This window comes from Streptomyces thermovulgaris (assembly GCF_002155915.1).
GTDB lineage: Bacteria > Actinomycetota > Actinomycetes > Streptomycetales > Streptomycetaceae > Streptomyces > Streptomyces thermovulgaris.
The window spans coordinates 18,593-35,632 of the sequence record NZ_MUME01000150.1; the positions used below are offsets into that span (position 1 = coordinate 18,593).

Annotated in this window: 17 protein-coding genes and 1 other RNA gene; 8 read left to right on the top strand and 10 right to left on the bottom strand. The window is 73.4% G+C overall.

What is annotated here, in order from left to right; translation table 11 throughout:
• Window positions 1–271: 271 nt before the first annotated feature.
• Window positions 272–844 carry a hypothetical protein gene (locus tag CCN35_RS13950; protein ID WP_067397460.1) on the top strand — a complete coding sequence of 191 codons (573 nt, stop codon included), beginning with the start codon at window positions 272–274 and terminating at the stop codon, window positions 842–844.
• Window positions 845–953: 109 nt separating this feature from the next.
• On the opposite strand, the gene CCN35_RS13955 is transcribed toward CCN35_RS13950, so the two are convergent.
• The 3 genes from CCN35_RS13955 to CCN35_RS13965 all read right to left on the bottom strand — a co-directional run bounded on the left by CCN35_RS13955 (window position 954) and on the right by CCN35_RS13965 (window position 3,562).
• Window positions 954–1,679, bottom strand: coding sequence for a DUF5336 domain-containing protein (locus CCN35_RS13955; RefSeq protein WP_086792878.1), 726 nt, complete (start codon window positions 1,677–1,679; stop codon window positions 954–956).
• Between the two features lie 187 nt (window positions 1,680–1,866).
• A complete protein-coding gene (locus tag CCN35_RS13960) occupies window positions 1,867–2,850 on the bottom strand; it encodes an N-acetylmuramoyl-L-alanine amidase (RefSeq protein WP_086792880.1) in 984 nt (327 codons plus the stop codon).
• 10 nt (window positions 2,851–2,860) lie between these two features.
• Complete coding sequence (locus CCN35_RS13965; protein WP_067392104.1) at window positions 2,861–3,562, bottom strand: class I SAM-dependent methyltransferase; 702 nt, start codon at window positions 3,560–3,562, stop codon at window positions 2,861–2,863.
• Between the two features lie 294 nt (window positions 3,563–3,856).
• Here CCN35_RS13965 and CCN35_RS13970 point away from each other — a divergent pair, with 294 nt between their 5' ends.
• Together CCN35_RS13970 and CCN35_RS13975 are read left to right on the top strand one after the other, a co-directional pair.
• A complete protein-coding gene (locus CCN35_RS13970; RefSeq protein ID WP_067392106.1) occupies window positions 3,857–5,293 on the top strand; it encodes an MFS transporter in 1,437 nt (478 codons plus the stop codon).
• A 297-nt stretch (window positions 5,294–5,590) separates the two neighbouring features.
• Window positions 5,591–6,418: a class I SAM-dependent methyltransferase gene (locus tag CCN35_RS13975; protein WP_086792882.1), complete on the top strand. Its 828-nt coding sequence runs from the start codon at window positions 5,591–5,593 to the stop codon at window positions 6,416–6,418.
• A 49-nt stretch (window positions 6,419–6,467) separates the two neighbouring features.
• Here CCN35_RS13975 and CCN35_RS28700 read toward each other — a convergent pair whose 3' ends face one another.
• Both CCN35_RS28700 and CCN35_RS13985 read right to left on the bottom strand, forming a co-directional pair.
• The gene (locus CCN35_RS28700) at window positions 6,468–6,632 is read right to left on the bottom strand and encodes a hypothetical protein (protein ID WP_086792884.1); all 165 of its coding nucleotides are present in this window, start codon (window positions 6,630–6,632) and stop codon (window positions 6,468–6,470) included.
• Between the two features lie 97 nt (window positions 6,633–6,729).
• On the bottom strand, window positions 6,730–8,040 hold the full coding sequence (locus CCN35_RS13985) for a hypothetical protein (RefSeq protein ID WP_086792886.1): 1,311 nt from the start codon (window positions 8,038–8,040) through the stop codon (window positions 6,730–6,732).
• A 225-nt stretch (window positions 8,041–8,265) separates the two neighbouring features.
• On the opposite strand from CCN35_RS13985, the gene CCN35_RS13990 reads away from it, so the two are divergent.
• Genes CCN35_RS13990 through CCN35_RS14000 form a run of 3 tightly spaced genes read left to right on the top strand, consistent with a single transcriptional unit; the run spans window position 8,266 to window position 11,182 of the window.
• Window positions 8,266–9,162: a Nif3-like dinuclear metal center hexameric protein gene (locus tag CCN35_RS13990; RefSeq protein WP_067392096.1), complete on the top strand. Its 897-nt coding sequence runs from the start codon at window positions 8,266–8,268 to the stop codon at window positions 9,160–9,162.
• 13 nt (window positions 9,163–9,175) lie between these two features.
• Window positions 9,176–9,919 carry a zinc ribbon domain-containing protein gene (locus tag CCN35_RS13995; RefSeq protein WP_067392147.1) on the top strand — a complete coding sequence of 248 codons (744 nt, stop codon included), beginning with the start codon at window positions 9,176–9,178 and terminating at the stop codon, window positions 9,917–9,919.
• A 12-nt stretch (window positions 9,920–9,931) separates the two neighbouring features.
• The gene (locus CCN35_RS14000) at window positions 9,932–11,182 is read left to right on the top strand and encodes a bifunctional RNase H/acid phosphatase (protein ID WP_086792904.1); all 1,251 of its coding nucleotides are present in this window, start codon (window positions 9,932–9,934) and stop codon (window positions 11,180–11,182) included.
• Here CCN35_RS14000 and eda read toward each other — a convergent pair.
• The 4 genes from eda to CCN35_RS14020 form a co-directional block, all read right to left on the bottom strand.
• A complete protein-coding gene (gene eda, locus CCN35_RS14005) occupies window positions 11,157–11,807 on the bottom strand; it encodes a bifunctional 4-hydroxy-2-oxoglutarate aldolase/2-dehydro-3-deoxy-phosphogluconate aldolase (RefSeq protein WP_067392095.1) in 651 nt (216 codons plus the stop codon). The genes CCN35_RS14000 and eda overlap by 26 nt on opposite strands.
• An 81-nt stretch (window positions 11,808–11,888) precedes the next feature.
• Window positions 11,889–12,671 (bottom strand): peroxide stress protein YaaA, encoded by a 783-nt coding sequence (gene yaaA / locus CCN35_RS14010; RefSeq protein ID WP_086792888.1) that lies wholly within the window; start codon window positions 12,669–12,671, stop codon window positions 11,889–11,891.
• Window positions 12,672–12,730: 59 nt separating this feature from the next.
• Window positions 12,731–13,339, bottom strand: a complete 609-nt coding sequence (locus CCN35_RS14015; protein WP_245863154.1) for a hypothetical protein — start codon at window positions 13,337–13,339, stop codon at window positions 12,731–12,733.
• Window positions 13,336–14,094, bottom strand: coding sequence for a MerR family transcriptional regulator (locus CCN35_RS14020; protein WP_086792890.1), 759 nt, complete (start codon window positions 14,092–14,094; stop codon window positions 13,336–13,338). The genes CCN35_RS14015 and CCN35_RS14020 overlap by 4 nt, the downstream gene beginning before the upstream one ends.
• Window positions 14,095–14,280: 186 nt before the next feature.
• On the opposite strand from CCN35_RS14020, the gene CCN35_RS30235 reads away from it, so the two are divergent.
• Both CCN35_RS30235 and rnpB read left to right on the top strand, forming a co-directional pair.
• Entirely contained in the window at window positions 14,281–14,403 is a 123-nt protein-coding gene (locus CCN35_RS30235) for a hypothetical protein (RefSeq protein WP_385881184.1), read from the top strand.
• Window positions 14,404–14,463: 60 nt separating this feature from the next.
• Window positions 14,464–14,864, top strand: an RNA gene (gene rnpB, locus CCN35_RS14030) — RNase P RNA component class A.
• Between the two features lie 523 nt (window positions 14,865–15,387).
• On the opposite strand, the gene CCN35_RS14035 is transcribed toward rnpB, so the two are convergent.
• Window positions 15,388–16,659 (bottom strand): hypothetical protein, encoded by a 1,272-nt coding sequence (locus CCN35_RS14035; RefSeq protein WP_067392082.1) that lies wholly within the window; start codon window positions 16,657–16,659, stop codon window positions 15,388–15,390.
• Window positions 16,660–17,040 lie beyond the last annotated feature (381 nt).

Sequence of the window (17,040 nt, forward strand, 5' to 3'; positions counted from 1 at the left end):
AGACGCACCGCCGTCGGCGGCGGCGGGGCGTGCGGCCGGCGGCGGCAGCGGACGGTGAGAGACCGGGTCCTCCTTCCGGCCCGGTGGTGCACCGGACGCGCCGGAGAGGCCACGCGGCGGCACCCGGGAGGCGGACGACGCCGTCATGCCGCGCGGAGAGCCGCGTGCGGAGAGTGACGGGCCGGCGCCCTCGGTGCCCTGTTTCGGCGGAAGCGCCCGGGATCACCCGGACCGACGGAGTACGCACAGCACTGTTGTCTCTGGAGGAACCGTGCGCGTTCCGATACGACGCCTCGTCGTGGCGCTCACCCTCTGCTGCGCTCTGCTCGTCGGTACCTCCTCCGCGTGGGCCGCGGACCAGAACGCCGCACGACCGGAACCGACCGTCACCATGGCGGCCCCCGAACCCACTCCCACGACGCCGCAGGAGAGGCAGAAGTTCGCCAAGACCCGCTTCGTGGCGAACGCGGCCCTCGCGGCCGGGGCCGTCTACCAGTGGATCTGGAAGCCGTACAAGGAAGGCAGGTTCAAGAAGGGCGCCAAGCACCGCAGGGTGACGCTCGTCAAGGCCGGCCTGGCGGGCGCGTTCGCGTACAACCGTCTCAAGGCGGCCGTGCGCAACGCCAAGGGCGACCCCGCGCTGTCCAAGGCCGTCGCCCCGGTCACCAAGGGCATCGACGACCTGAAGCAGCTGCCGTCCAAGCTCCGCAAGGGCGACGACTCGGCGGTCAAGGACATCAACGACACCATCAACGAGGTCAAGAAGGCCGGGAAGAGCGCGGGCGCCGAGGTCAAGGACAAGGTGCCCTCGACCAGCGAGCTGTACCGGGGCGCCAAGTCCTGAAGCGGCTCTCCGGCCTGACGGACCGCCGGCTCGTCCGGATCCGCCGGCCACGGCGACGGCCCCCCGCCCGAAGGAGCGAGGGGCCGTTCGGCTTGTCGGGGCGGGCCGGTCAGCCGCGCTGGATGTTGGAGGTGTCCTGCAGCACGCCGCGGCGGCCGTCCTGCATCTCGGTCAGCAGGCCCTGGCCGCGCTGCTCCACGGCCAAGTACCACACGCCCGGCGACAGTTCGGCGATCGGCGTGGGGGAGCCGTCCTCCGCGAACAGCGGACGCGGCGCCGGCACGGCGAACCAGAACGGCGAGAAGGTTCCCGTCGACGGGTTCTGCTGGTCCTGCTGCGGCTGGGTACCGCCGAACGGCTGCGGCTGCCCGCCGTACGGCTGCGGCTGGGCGCCCGGGTAGCCGTAACCGCCCGGGGGCTGCGCGCCGTAGGGCTGCGGAGCGATCGGCTTGGGAGCGGGAATCAGCGTCCCCTGAAGGGCGGGAACCAGCGGAGTGGCGACGGCCGCGGCGGCCATGAGCAGGGCCGCGATGAAGCCGAGGATCAGACCCGCACCCGCGTCGACCGAGCCGGGGATGTCCACCAGGTTCCAGAACAGGATCCACGCCACGAGGACCGAGAACGCCGTTCCCACGGTGCCCAGGTCCAGACCTGCCACCTTGCGGGGCTGCGGCAGACACCGGTTGACGACGATCAGCGCGGCGCCGATGACCCCGCCCATGTAGAGGCCGAGGCCCGTACCCAACCCGTCCCAGGCGTTGGTCTCCACGAAGTTCGTGTCGTACAGACGGAGGAACGACGCGATGAAGAGCAACACCGCTGCTCCGATCACCACGCCATCGCCCCTAGTGAGGGAGCGGATGTTCACTTCAGATCCTTCACAGGTCGTCTCGTCGTCGGTAGAGGCGTCGCTGTCACCATCTCGCCGTCAGGCCAAGGTGCGAAGCGCGGGGGGTGCCCTCATCGTACGGACGACATTATCGTCCGTATGCCCGGGCTGTCCGCAGGGACAGACGTTCCGATCAGGACCCGCGCAGAAACCCCACGATTCCCTCAGAGATCCCCTCCGCCGCCTTCTGACGCCAATCACCGCTGGTCAGCAGCGCCGCGTCCTTGCTATCGCGCATGTTGCCGCACTCGACGAACACCTTCGGAACCGTTGACAGATTGAGACCGCCCAGGTCCTTGCGCGTGACAAGACCGGTGCCGTTGCCGATGTAGTTCGACGGTCCCTGGCCCGTGGCACGGACGAGGTTGCCCGCGATGCGCTCGCCGAGTTCGCGGGAGGCGGCGACGATCGGACGGGTGTCGGCGGCACCGGCGTGCACGGCGCCCGGGAGGATCACATGGAAGCCGCGGTTGCCCGGTGCCGACCCGTCGGCGTGGAGGGAGACGGCGGCGTCCGCGCGGGCGGCGTTGCCGATCCGGGCGCGCTCGTCCACGCACGGGCCCCAGGGCGGCGAGCCGTTGTCGTGGGTCAGCTTCACCGTGGCGCCCTGCGCCTCGAGCAGCGCACGCAGCCGATGGGCCAGATCCAGCGTGAACCGGGCCTCGGTGTAACCGTCGTTGGTGGCCGTGCCGGTGGTGTCGCACTCCTTGACGTGGGTGCCGACGTCCACCTTGCGGTTGATCTCTGCGGTGTGCCGGAAGTTGCCGGGGTTGTGCCCCGGATCGATGACGACGACCTTCCCCTTGAGCGGCCCGGAGACGGCGGGCGCGGAGGAGGAGGGCGTCGAACTCGCCGGTGTGCTCGGCCTTCCGCCGTCCCGGTCGGGGGAGCCGGAGGAGGGCGGCGGCGACTCCTTCGGCTGCGCGGGCCCGCCGGCCGACGGCGGTGCGGCGGCCCGCTCCGGGTCCCCGCCCGAGGACCCCGCGGCCTCGTACGCCACCCATCCCAGCAGCGCTCCGGGCACCAGCGCGGCGAGCGCGACGGTCAGCAGCCCGCGCCGGAGGCGGCGCGGACGCTCGGGCTGCGGGGGACCGTATGCGGGGTCTGGGTACGACACGACTGCGACTTTAACGGTGCGCGGAGCCGCCCGCTTCCGTTCGCCGCAGGACGCGCAAGGAGCCGGTCACCGAGACCTCGGTGAACTCCCCCGACTCCAGGGCCCGCAGATAGACGCGGTACGGGGCCTGCCCGGTGAACTCGTCCACGGGGTCCGGGAACACGTCGTGGATGACCAGCAGACCGCCCACGGCCACATGCGGCGCCCAGCCCGCGTAGTCGGCGCCGGCGTGCTCGTCGGTGTGGCCGCCGTCGATGAAGACCAGGCCGAGCGGGGAGTTCCACAGGGCGGCGATCTGCGGCGAGCGGCCGACGAGCGCCACCACGTGCTCCTCCAGACCGGCCCGGTGCAGGGTGCGCCGGAAGGCGGGCAGCGTGTCCATCAGGCCGACCTCGGGGTCGACCGTCTCCGGGTCGTGGTACTGCCAGCCGGGCTGCTGCTCCTCGCTGCCGCGGTGGTGGTCCACGGTGAGCGCGGTGACCCCGGCCCGCCGGGCCGCGTCGGCGAGCAGGAGGGTGGAGCGCCCGCAGTACGTGCCGATCTCCAGCAGCGGCAGCCCGAGCCGCCCGGCCTCCACGGCCGCCGCGTACAGCGCGAGCCCTTCGTCGACGGGCATGAACCCCTTCGCGGCCTCGAACGCGGCGAGGATCTCCGGCGGGGGTCCTCCCCGCTCGGGTGCGGCCGGGAAGTCGGATGGGGGCGCCGCGGGCATGAGGCAGGGTCCTTCCGGTCGGTGCGTCCGTTCCGGCGGCCATGCTGCCGCACGCCCTGCCGGCCGGGCGGACGGGGGTGCGGTGACACGGGTCCCGGGCGGACGCGCCCGGACGCCGGCCGGACCCCGTGCGGCCGCGGACGGCACCCGGCAGGCGGACGGCACCCGGCAGGCGGACGGCGCCCGGCGGGCGTACGGCCGCCGGACGACGCCGGTCGGTCCCGGGACCTGGGTCCGCGGACCGACCGGCCCCCGGCAAATATCCGATGCAAGGGGCACGGACCGCTTGAGAGCATGGCACTCATGCTCGAAGCCGCTGACACCGCCCCGACCGTCCGACGCCGTACCACGACGCCGCCCACCTGGCTCGTGGTGGCCCTCGCCTGCGCCGGACAGTTCCTCGTCGTGCTGGACGTGTCCGTCGTGAACGTGGCCCTGCCGTCGATGCGGACCGACCTCGGGCTGAGCGCCCCGGGACTGCAATGGGTGGTGAACGCCTACGCCATCGCGTTCGCCGGTTTCATGCTGCTCGGCGGCCGGGCCGGGGACCTGTACGGGCGCAAGCGGATGTTCCTGCTGGGGCTCGGTCTGTTCACCCTGGCCTCGCTGGGCGGCGGCATGGCCCAGGAGGGCTGGCAGCTGCTGCTCGCACGCGCCGTGCAGGGGCTGGGCGCGGCCGTGCTGGCGCCCTCCACGCTGACGCTGCTGACCGCCGCCGTGCCCGAGGGAGCGGCCCGGGCCCGGGCCATAGCCACCTGGTCGGCGGTCGGCGCGGGCGGCGGAGCGGCGGGCGGCCTGGTCGGCGGACTCCTGGTGCAGGGGCTGTCGTGGCGGTGGGTGCTGCTGATCAACGTGCCCATCGGTGTGGTGGTGCTCGCCGGGGCCGTGCGGTGGCTGGTGGAGAGCCGGGCCGGGGACGGGCGCCGGCTGGATCTGCCCGGAGCGGTGCTGGTGACGGCGGGGCTGGCGATCCTGGCGTACGGGATCTCGCAGACCGAGGCGGAGGGCTGGACGGCCACGGCCACGCTGGTGCCCCTGCTCGCCGGGCTCGTGCTCATCGGGCTCTTCCTCGCCGTCGAGGCGCGCACGGCCGCCCCGCTGATGCCGCTCGCGCTGCTGCGGGTGCGCTCGGTGGCGTCCGCGAACGTGGCGATGTTCCTCTCCGGTGCGGCGATGTTCTGCATGTGGTTCTTCATGACCCTGTACGCGCAGAACGTCCTCGGCTACTCGCCGCTGGCCGCCGGACTCGCCCTGGTCCCCAGCTCGCTGGCGGTGGTCGTCGGCTCCAAGGTGGCGCCACGCCTGATGCGGGCGGCGGGGGAGCGCAATGTCGCCGTGCTGGGCACGCTGGTGGCGGTCGCCGGGTTCGCCTGGCAGTCGACGATGCGGGCGGACGGCACCTATCTCACGGACATCATGTTCCCCGGGATCCTGATGATGCTGGGCGCGGGAGTGGCGGGCACCCCGCTCGCCGCGCTGGCCACCTCCGGGGCGGCGCCCGAGGACGCCGGGCTGGTGTCCGGGCTCATCAACACCTCCCGCACCATGGGCGGTTCCCTGGGGCTTGCGGTCATGTCGACCGTCGCGGCGGCCCGCACGGGGGACCGGAACACACCGGTGGGCCTGACGGAGGGATACGCGGCGGTCTTCCTCACCGGTACGGGCGTGCTGCTCTTCGGGGCGCTGCTGATGCTGGTGTGGCTGCCGCGCTCCGCACACAAGGCGTCCTAGCCGCAGAACCTCCCGGGCGGCCGCCTCCCCGGGCGCCGGCAAAAAAGTCCCCCGGGCGTCGCGCGCTGTGCCGTCCAGGAGGCCCTCGGCGCGGGGCCGGAGGGAATTCCCGCCCGGCCCCGGTGCGATCCCCTTCCGGCGTCCGCGGCAGCCCCGCACACGCCCGGACAGCACGTCCCGCAAGCGCGCCCCCATCCCGACTGACCTGGGATTCAAGGCAGTTCGAAGCTACGGTCGCGGTACCGGGAGCGGACCCCGAACGGGCCCGGGGGGAGAGGACGGGGGAGGGGAGCGGGCATGGACCGGGACATCCGCACCGTGGACGACGTGCTCCGGCTGCTGGACGGGCTGTTCGCACCGGACGCCGACCGCTGGACGGGCGGCGCGGCCGGCTGGTGGGACGGGTTCTACGCCGACCGGTCGCGGCCGGTGCCCTTCTTCGCGGTCAAGCCGGACGAGAACCTCGCCGAGTGGGTGGAGCGGGGCACCGTCACCGGACGCCGGGCCCTGGACCTGGGGTGCGGGCCGGGGCGCAACGCCCTGTATCTCGCCGCGCGGGGCTTCGAGGTGGACGCGGTCGATCTGTCGGCCAGGGCCGTCGCCTGGGCACGGGAACGGGCCCACGAGGCGGGGGTGGACGTGCGGTTCGTGCACGGGGACGCCTTCGGGGACGCCGGCGCGCAGCTCACCGGCCCCTACGACCTCGTCCACGACTCCGGGTGCTTCCACCATCTGCCGCCGCACCGCCGCATCAGCTACCTGGCCCTGCTGGACAGGGTCCTGGCACCCGGCGGTCATCTGGTGCTGACCTGTTTCGCGGCCGGGAGCATGGGATGCGAGCTGTCCGACGCCGAGCTGTACCGCGACGGCCGTCTGCACGGCGGGCTCGCCTACACGCCCGAGTCGCTGCGGCGGATCTTCGCGGATCTGACGGAGGTGGAGCTGCGGCGGATGCGCGAGGAGCCGGAGGAGTCGGCGTACTTCGGGAAGGCGTTCTTGTGGGCGGGGCTGTTCCGGCGGGAGACGGCCGGACGGCCGGGCGGCACAGGAAAGGGCCTGGACGGAGGGAGGGGGCCGGCGGTGCCGGCCGGCGTCCTTGTCCGGCAGCCGGACGGGAACGCGTGACGGCCCCGCCCTTTCCAGGACGGGGCCGCTCGCCGCTGTGGTGGTGCCGTCAGGCGGCTGCCTCGGTTCCCTCGGCCGGCTTGCGGTGACGGCCGCTGGGCACGCCCTCGCGGTCGTGGGGGGAGGCCGGGCCGCGGTGCCTGCCGCGGCCCGGGGCCGGCTGGTCCGCCTGGTCCGCGGTCTCGAGCGGCTGGGTCGTGCTGGCGTCGCTCATCGGAAGAAATTCACCCCGTCAACCATGATCTTTTGTACGGCCGGGCGAGTGTAACCAGCGCACCGCGGACCGCATCCAGGCGGCATGCCCACCGGGACTATTTCGTTACAAGCTGCCCCAGAGGCGCCTGTTGCAGAGGGACGGGACGGGGAGGGAAGTGGGCCGGAAGCCCCGCTTCCGTTGCCGCCGCCCCCTGTTCGGGAACAGGGGCGGGAGCGGGGGAGGGCGCGGCGTCGAGGTAGGGATAGGTGTAGGCGTAGGACTGCGGAGGATGCGCGGCGCGCGGTTCGTCCCGCGGTCCGGGAGAGGGCACGGGCTCGGGGCACGGCCCGAATCCCCGGCCCCGGTCCCACGCCCCGGGCGGGGCCGGGCGCGGGGCGTCGGCCGGAGCCGGAGCCGTCCACCGTGCCAGCCCGCACGGCACCGCCCTGGTGGCGCACGGCAGTTGGAGCACACCGTCGCCCGTCCACAGCCCCGCCCCGGTCAACCACCCCTCGGGCGCCGGAAGATGGCACACCCAGCCCTCCGCGGGCCGCCACACGCCGACCCAGCTGCCGTACGCGCCGTCGCAGCGCAGCGCCACCGCGCACTGCTCCGGGGTGAGCGCCTGCCCCGGCTGGATCGCGAACGGCGTCACCGTGCAGTCGGGCAGCATCAGACACTCCGGGAAGCGCACCGGCAGCGTGCTGCCGAGAACCCCCCAGCCCAGCCGCTCTTGGCCGGGTGAGGGCGCGTCCGAGCGGATCAGCAGCAGCCCGCTGTCGGGATCGGCGAGCAGCAGCCGGTCGTTGCTGTCGGCCGCGATCTGCAGCAGCGGGGACACCTCGCCGCCGCGCTCGAGGTCCACCACGACCGCCTTGGTGCGCCCGCCGGCCTGCCGGTCCAGGGCGAGCAGCCGTCCGGTGCGGTCCAGCCAGACCCCGCCCGAACAGCGGCCCGGCACCTCGGCCAGCTGCTCGGGCCCGTGGGCGCCGCCCGCCACCAGCCACACCGCCGTGGAGCGCGGACCCGCGGCCAGCGCGTACGCCCGCCTGCCCCCCGGTGCCGGGGGCAGCAGCCGCAGCCGGGCGCCCTTCGCGCACTCGAGGGCGCCGAGCGGCAGTTCGCCGGTGCCGGGGCCGGTCGGGTACAGCAGCGAGAAGGCGTGCCGGCCGGCCACCAGCCGCCGGATGAGGACCCGGCCGTCACCCATCGGCTGCACCTCCGTGCCGGGCTCCTCGGACCGGCTGCCGGGCAGCGGGACCGCGTACGGCTCGGGGCCGTCCAGCGTCCACCGCTCGGCGTACCAGGAGTCACCGCTGCGGGCGAGCCGGGCGGCGTAGGCGCCGTCCGCCGTGATCGTGCAGCCCGCCTGCGGGACACCGTCGTCCTCGCCGGCCGCCGAAGGCTCGACAACACAGGCCGTCATCTTTCGGTCACCTCCTGCGAGGACGGTAGTTTTCGGGCGCGCGGACGGCGGACCGGCGGGCGGCGGCTTCACACATACGGGTGGCCCAGGAACGATTCGCCTGAGAAACCGGGGCCGGTCGTGCCCGTCCGGAAACCGGCTCCGCGGCGCCCGGCGGGCGCGGCCTCGCGCGGGGGGCGGCGGCAGCGGTTCAGCCACGGCGAACACCCAGGTAGCCTTGCACTCGTGCCCCTTCTGTCTGAAGTCATCGCCGAGCTGGAGAACCTGTGGCCCGCCGAACGGGCCGAGTCCTGGGACGCGGTCGGCACCGTCGTGGGCGACCCCGATCAGGAGGTCGGCCGGGTGCTGTTCGCGGTCGACCCGGTGCAGGAGATCGCCGACGAGGCGGTGAAGCTGGGCGCCGACCTGCTGGTCACGCACCATCCGCTGTATCTGCGCGGTACGACGACCGTGGCGGCCTCCACCTTCAAGGGCCGTGTGGTGCACACCCTCATCAAGAACGACATCGCCCTGCACGTGGCCCACACCAACGCCGACACCGCCGACCCCGGGGTCTCCGACGCGCTGGCCGGGGCCCTGGACCTGAGGGTCGTACGCCCCCTGGTGCCGGACCCCACCGACCCCGCCGGCCGCCGGGGCCTGGGCCGGGTCTGCGAGCTGGACCACCCGCTGACCGTGCGCGAGCTGGCCGCCCGCGCCGCCGAGCGGCTGCCCGCCACCGCGCAGGGCATCCGGGTGGCCGGCGACCCCGAGGCACAGGTCCGCACGGTCGCCGTCAGCGGCGGTTCCGGCGACAGCCTCTTCGAGGCCGTCCGGGCCGCCGGGGTCGACGCCTTCCTCACCGCGGACCTGCGTCACCACCCGGCGTCGGAGTTCACGGCGGACCGCTCCCGCGGTCCGGTCGCGCTGCTCGACGCGGCGCACTGGGCCACCGAGTGGCCCTGGTGCGAGCTGGCCGCCGCCCAGCTCGACGAGATCTCCGACCGGCACGGATGGGGCCTTCGCGTCCATGTCTCCCGGACGGTCACCGACCCCTGGACCGCCCATGCGGCGTCCGTTTGCCCGTCGCCCGCCGTCACCCTTCCGGGGAGCGCCCCGGGCGCCCCCTCTGCCACCGACTGACAGGAGCCCCCAACTGAACGCCGCGCCCGCCGACCAGATCCGACTCCTCGACGTCCAGGCACTCGACGTCCGCCTGCAGCAGCTCGCGCACAAGCGGAAGTCCCTGCCGGAGCACGCCGAGATCGAGTCGCTGTCCAAGGACCTCGCGCAGCTGCGCGCCCTGCTCGTGGCCGCGCAGACGGAGGAGAGCGACTGCGCCCGCGAGCAGGCCAAGGCCGAGCAGGACGTGGACCAGGTGCGCAAGCGCGCCGCGCGCGACCAGCAGCGCCTGGACTCCGGAGCGGTCACCTCGCCCAAGGACCTCTCCAACCTCCAGCGCGAGATCGCCTCGCTCGCCAAGCGGCAGGGCGACCTCGAGGACATCGTCCTGGAGGTCATGGAGCGCCGTGAGGCCGCACAGGAACGCGTCAAGGAGCTGACCGAGCGCGTCGCCTCCGTCCAGGCCAAGGTCGACGACGCCACCGCGCGCCGGGACCGGGCCCTGGAGGAGATCGACACGGAGGTGGCCTCCGTGACCAGGGAGCGCGAGGCCATCGCCGCCGCCGTCCCCGCGGACCTGCTGAAGTTCTACGACAAGCTGCGCGAGCAGTACGGCGGCATCGGTGCGGCCAAGCTGCACCAGCGCACCTGCCAGGGCTGCCGTCAGGAGCTCGCCATCACCGAGCTGAACGACATCCGCGCGGCGGCCCCCGACGCGGTCGTGCGCTGCGAGAACTGCCGCCGCATCCTGGTGCGCACCGCCGAGTCCGGCCTGTAGGGGGCGGTGGACGTGCAGGAGACCGTCCGGGAGTCCGTCCGGGAGCTCGTCGTCGAGGCGGACGGCGGCTCACGGGGCAACCCGGGCCCCGCGGGCTACGGCGCGGTGGTGCTCGACGCGGCGACGGGGGAGCCCCTGGCCGAGACCGCGGAGTACCTGGGGACCGCCACCAACAACGTCGCCGAGTACCGCGGCCTCCTGGCCGGTCTGCGCGCCGCGCACGCACTGGACCCCTCGGCGAGGGTCCGGGTCCGCATGGACTCCAAGCTGGTGATCGAGCAGATGTCGGGCCGCTGGAGGATCAAGCACCCGGATCTCAAACCGCTGGCGGCCCAGGCGGCCGAGGTGTTCCCGCCCGGACGGGTGACCTACGAATGGGTCCCGCGTGAGCGGAACAGGCACGCCGACCGTCTGGCCAACGAGGCGATGGACGCGGGAGCGCGGGGGGAGCAGTGGTCGGCCCCGGCCTCCGCGACGCCACCGGACGCACCGGCACGGACCGCACCGGCACGGGACGCGGCGCCGGACGCGACCGCCCGGGCCGGCACCGGCGCCCGCGCCGACGCCGGCACCCGCGCCGACGCCGACGCCCGGGCCGCGCGGACCGTCGCCACCCCCGGCTGGGGGCCCGCCGACCTCGGCCCTCCCGCCACCTTCGTGCTGCTGCGGCACGGGGAGACGCCCCTGACGCCGCAGAAGCGCTTCTCGGGCAGCGGCGGCACCGACCCGTCGCTGTCCGGGATCGGCCGGGAACAGGCCGAGCGGGTCGCCGCGGCGCTCGCCCGGCGCGGCACGATCCAGGCCGTCGTGACCTCCCCCCTCGCCCGTGCCCGGGAGACCGCCGAGATCGTCGCCGCCCGCCTCGGCCTCGACGTGGCCGTGGAGGAGGGACTGCGCGAGACCGACTTCGGCGCCTGGGAGGGACTCACCTTCGGCGAGGTGCGCGAGCGCTACCCGGACGACCTCAACGCCTGGCTGGCCTCCGCCGAGGCCGCACCCACCGGCGGCGGCGAGAGCTTCGCGGCGACCGCCCGCCGGATCGCCGCCGTCCGCGACAAGCTGATCGCGGCCCACGCGGGCCGCACGGTCCTGCTGGTCACCCACGTCACCCCGATCAAGACGCTCGTCCAGCTGGCCCTCGGCGCCCCGCCGCAGTCCCTGTTCCGCATGGAACTGGCGGCGGCGTCGCTGTCGGCGGTGGCGTACTACGCGGACGGCAACGCGAGCGTCCGCCTGTTCAACGACACGTCCCACCTGCGCTGAGCGCCGCCGCCGCACGGGCCAGCCGCTCGATGCGCGCCCAGTCCCGGGCGGCCACCGCGTCCGCGGGAACCATCCAGCTGCCGCCGACGCAGCCGACGTTGGGCAGCGCCAGATAGCCGGGCGCGCTGTCGGGCCCGATGCCGCCGGTGGGGCAGAAACGGGCCTGGGGAAGAGGGCCGTGCAGCGCCCTCAGATACGCGGTGCCGCCGGCCGCCTGCGCCGGGAAGAACTTCATCTCCCGCACCCCGCGCTCCAGCAGCGCCATGACCTCGCAGACCGTGGACACCCCGGGCAGGAACGGCACCCCCGACGCCCGCAGGGCCTCCAGCAGCGCATCGGTCCAGCCGGGGCTCACCAAGAACCGCGCCCCGGCCGCCGTGCTGTCCGCCGCCTGCGCCGGGGTGAGGACCGTACCGGCCCCCACCACCGCCTCCGGCACCTCCTCGGCGACGGCCCGGATCGCGTCCAGCGCGGCCGGTGTCCGCAGCGTCACCTCGATCGCGGGCAGCCCCCCGGCCACCAGGGCCCGTGCCAGCGGCACGGCGTCGGCGGCGTCCTCGACGACCAGGACGGGCACGACGGGGGCGAGGTCCAGCACGGAGCCGGCCGGCAGAGGGGAGGGCATGGCGTCATCGTGCCCAGGGCGAGTGCAGCACGCAACGCACGTTGCACACACCGCAACGTGCGTTCGCCGGTTCCTCAGTGGTCAGTGGACGTCCGTCACCAGGACGTCCAGCGTCCACGGCTTCCCCGCCTTCGCGGGCGGCTCGGCCTCCACCGCATGCCCCAGGTCCCGCAGCGCCTCCACCAGCTCGGCCGGGTCCTTCGGCGCGGCCCCGTCGGCCAGCAGACTGCGCACGATCCGCCCCTTGGTCGCCTTGTTGAAGTGACTGACGACCTTCCGGGTCGGCGCGTGCAGCACCCGTACGGTCGCCGTCCGCCCGGCGACCTCTCCCTTGGGCCGCCAGGCGGCGGCGTAGGCGGCGGACCGCAGGTCCAGCACCGGCCCGTCCCCGGCCGCCTCGGGCAGGACGGAGGCCATCGGCGCACGCCAGTGGGCCGACAGGGCCCCCAGGCCCGGCAGCTTCACCCCCATCGAGCACCGGTACGACGGAATCCGGTCGGTCACCCGCACCGCGCCCCACAGCCCCGAGAAGATCAGCAGCGAGGACGCGGCACGCCGCTGGGCGGCGGCATCGAGGGAGGCCAGGTCCAGGGCGTCGTAGAGCACCCCGGTGTAGATCTCGCCGGCGGGCCGTGCCCCGGCCGTGCGCAGACCGGCGTTCTTGGCGACCTCGCCGCGCAGCCCCTCGCTCAGTCCCAGCACCTCACGGGCCTTGTCCTCGTCCCCGGAGCACAGCTCCACCAGCTCGGCGAGCACGGCCTTTCGGGCGTCGGTCAGCCCCGGCAGCGACAGCGACTCCAGCCGCACGGGAGCACCGTGGCCGGAAGCGGCCTTGCCCTCGGACGGCGGCAGCAGGACGAGCACACGTACTCCTTCGGTGTTCGGGACGGTTTCCGCCGCAAGAGTACGGCGCCTCCCGGCCCTCAGGCCCGCGCGGTGCGCTCCCCGGCCGCCGCCAGGGCCCGCACCAGGGCCTCGGGGTCGTCGGCGTTGCAGCGGACGACACGCACCTTCCGGCGGCGGCCGAAGAAGGTGACATGGGTGACCGGCTCGGTCAGTTCGAGCGTGACGGTCGTCTGCGCGCCCACGGCGACGTCGAGCTCGCCGTCGGTCCGCTCATGGGTCGTGCGCAGCTCGCGGCGCACGGAGGCGATCCGCTCCAGCGGTATCCGCAGATCGACGTGGACGGCCCGGCGGATCCGCAGGGCACCGTCCTCCAGGACGTGCGGGCGCACGACGCAGGCGGCGTGCAGGGCGACGACGATGACGACGGTGTACACGTCCAGGAAGAGCACCACCGCGTGCACGGCCGGCCGGCTGCGCAGCAGCACGGACATCATCACCGTCTCGACCACGCAGACGAACCCGAACCCGAGCAGCAGCGGGCCCTGCGCCCGCGCGTACCCGAAGGCCGTCCCGCCCCTGACGCCATGGGTCCGCCGCGCCAGCCACAGCGCCAGACTCACCAGGAGCCTCAGCTCGTGCCGGGCGAGAGTCAGGGGGATGCCGAGCGCCTTCACGACCGCCCTCACGACTGCTCCCCTTCGGCGGCGATCCGCAGCGTCCGGCGGATCGCCTCCGCCTGGGCCGGGGCGAAGTCGGCGTAGAAGGCCCGCAGGAAGCTGCTGTCCTGGTCGATGCCCACTCCCTCGGGCAGCAGACCGGCGGGCAGACACGCGGCGAGGGCATGGGCGGCCTCGTCCACCCGCGGATCGTCCACATTGGCGTCGGCGAGCGCGTCGAGCAGGGCGTACGCGCGGAGCGCCCGCTCCTTGGCACCCGGCGCGCTCAGCGCGCCGCCGAGCAGCTCCGTGAACCGCTTCCGCTCCTTGGGCGACGCCGTGGTCTCGATCAGCGCGAGCATCTCCCGGTCCTTGGCCGCCATGGGGGAGTCGGTGACCTGGGCCATCTCCCGGAACAGCGCGGCCAGCTCCGGGGAGAGAGGGCCCTCGGCGCTCGGCCCGCCCTCGGTCTCCAGCAGCGCCCGCAGCCGTGCCCGCCGGTCCCGGATCGCCGCCTCCTGCCGCGCCAGGTCCTCGTCCAGCTCCGTCAGCACTTCGACGAGGTCCTTCCCGGCCTCGTCCGCGAGGACGTCCCGCACCTCGGCCAGCCCCAGCCCCAGCTCGGTCAGCCGCCTGATCCGGGCCAGCACGACCGCGTGCCGCAGCGTGTAGTCCCGGTAGCCGTTCGCCCGCCGCTCCGGCTCCGGCAGCAGCCCCAGGTGGTGGTAGTGCCGCACGGCCCGCGTGGTGACGCCGACGGCCGCGGCGAGTTCTCCTATCCGCATGGGGACCAGTACAGACGTTGACGCTGCGTAAAGGTCAAGCGCACACGACCGGGGGAACGAGGGCCGTTCGCCGCGGGGGCGGGCCGCGGACGCCACGGCCTGACGGGCGGCCGCGAGGCCGGACGCCGCTGCTGCGCCCGTGCCGGTGTCTCTCTCCACCTGCTGGTCGGCCGGGAAGCCTCATCCGTGACGCTGTTCAGCGAGCCGGAGAACGACGACTACCCGGAGCTCTGCACGCGCCCGTTCGGCAAGTCCCTCACGCTCCCCGAGCCCTTCGCCCACGGCCTGGAGACGTCGGACTTCCTCTGACCGGACCGGAGCGCGGACGGGACCGGCCGGTGTGACCGGTACCATGGTCCACACGGCAGACGAGCCGGGCGGACGGCCGCGGGAAGCCTTCCGGGGCTTTCCGAGGAACGTCCGGGCTCCACAGGGCAGGGTGGTGGCTAACAGCCACCCGGGGTGACCCGCGGGACAGTGCCACAGAAAGCAGACCGCCGGGGGCTTCGGCTCCCGGTAAGGGTGAAACGGTGGTGTAAGAGACCACCAGTGCCCAGGGTGACCTGGGCAGCTAGGTAAACCCCACCCGGAGCAAGGTCAAGAGGAGACACTCCGGTGTCTCTGCGCGGACGCTTGAGGGCTGCCCGTCCGATGTCCGCGGGTGGACTGCACGAGGCCGGCGGCAACGTCGGTCCCAGATGGATGGCCGTCGCCCCGGGCTCCGCGAGGAACCCGGGGAACAGAACCCGGCGTACAGCCCGACTCGTCTGCCGCTCTCCGCCTCCGCGGCCAGAGGTTCTTTTCCCGGGGCGATGAAGCCATCCGGGGCCGCACCCGGACCAGTACGGACTTTCCCTTGTGCACGTCCTCTCGGGTGAAGGGAGGGCGGGCGGCTGTCCGTCTGCCGTGTTCTCCTGGCCGTGCATGCGCAGCGCGCCGCACTCCCCGCGGCCGCGGTGTCGACGAAGACTTCGTCTGCGCCGAGACCCCGGGAGAGTGCTTGCGTCGCCGCCCTTCCCCGCGGGGAAGGGGGTGCGGCCGAGAACCGCGGTGACGATCTTCCTGCCGCGGCGGGCGATGGGGAGCAGGCCTCTCATCGGTGGTCAGCCGGTGCCCTCGAGCCCGGTGATACCCCAGGTCGTCGGTTTGACAGGGGCAACAGTCAGGCCGGCCCCGAAGGGCAGGAGCCCCCTTGGGGACCACGAAGAATGGTGACGGGACTGGGCTCGGGAAGTCACGGCTGGGGCCGAACAGGAGGCTCCGGTGGAGCCCCGCCCCGTCCCGGCTGTGCGGTCACCAGGGTTCGAGCTCCCAAGCGCTGGGTGCCTCGGCGGGCAGCGACGCCTCTCGGGCAAGGGGGTTGAGGGCGGTCAGCCTGCCCGTCATCCGGTTCAGGCAGAAGACATACGCCTTGGCCTTGTCGGCGAACTTTGCCGCCGGGCGGGTGAGGCCGCCGCCCGTGATGAGGAGCAGACGCTTGGGCAACTTCCCGCCGGCCGCCGCGGCCATGCCGTTCAGCCGCTGGATCTCAGGAGCCGACAGATCCTTGCCGGTGCTGCGCCACTCGATGTGGAACACCTCGGACTCGATCGGGGCGTCGGCCTCGCCTTCCACGAGGTCCGAGAAACCGAGCGTGGTGAGTTGGTGGAGGACCGCCTCCTTGATCTCCTGAGGGGACAGCGGACCCGGGCGGCGTTCGGATCTGCTCTCCTCGGGCCCGTCCAGGAGATCGGGGAATTCCTCCGTCCGCCCGAGGACATCATTCTGCACGGGGAGGCTGCCCTGCATATCGGATCGGGGCTTTGGGGCGACGGGCTTTGCCGGTGTCCACGGCGGCTCCGTGTCCCATGCTTCCGGACCTTTGCCCAGCAGGTCGGCGAGTTCCTCCACGGACACGTCCGCGCGCGGTACACCCGGCGCGGGAAACGATGTGCGGCAAAGGCACCGTGCGAGTGCGACACGGCCCCACTCGCCCCATCGCGGTGTGTGCACGTCCACCAGCCATCCGAGGGCGGGCTTGAGCGAGACACGCACGAAGGCTTCGGGAAACTCGGCTTCCAGGAACGTTCCCTCGCGGGTGTCGGCGACGCCGAACTTCGGCGCATGGCGCGGCCCGTAGGCGAAGCACCTGTTCCCGGCGACCACGCGTCGCACGCGTACACCCCGCATGTCCAGGAGGTCGGCCAGCTCGGTCATCTCGGACGGCTCGCTCTCGTTCCAGCGCCAGGGGGACGAGAGCGGCTTCCCGGTGAGCCGGGCCGAGGCGTGGGCGTGCACGGCGTCCACGAGCACATCGCTGGGAGTGTCCAGCGGCCAGAGGGACGGTTCGCTGTCCAGGGCGGGATCCATCACCGCCCAGACGATGCCGTGCCCCATGCGTACGCGGGCCAGGGCGACCGACTGGGTCCCGGACAGAAGGACCTTCAGGAACACAGGTCCCTGTGAGTCGTCGAAACGGACCCGTTCGGCCAGTTCGGGGTGTCGGTCACGCAGGGTCCGTTCCAGGGACTGGAAGTGCAGGTACGTGCCTAAGGCGGTGACCATGTCACGGGGCGGGAAGGACAAGGGACTTGACTCCTGTCGTGGCGGGCCGCGCATCTGGCAGCGGTGTCGTGATGCCTCGCCGTAGCGTAGGCCGCTCTGCCACCGGCGCTCGGGACAATTAACCACCCGTCACTGAGCCGTAGGGCTTCAGGAGCGGTCGCGGTTCCTGCTTGATCAGAGGTGCGTCGACGCCCGGCAGCCGAAGGGAGGCCCGGCGCATGCGGGGGCTCCAGTGAGCTGGGTCGGGCGTCCTGCGCCCGGTGAGTCACTGCGCTCCGTCGAGGATCCGCCAGACCGTCCGGTAGGCCGGGCCCTTGGCGCCCAGGGCCGACCGCCAGGCCGTCTCGGGCAGCGCGGCGAGCCGGCTGCGCGCCGCCATGACCATGCGGACGAGGTGTACCA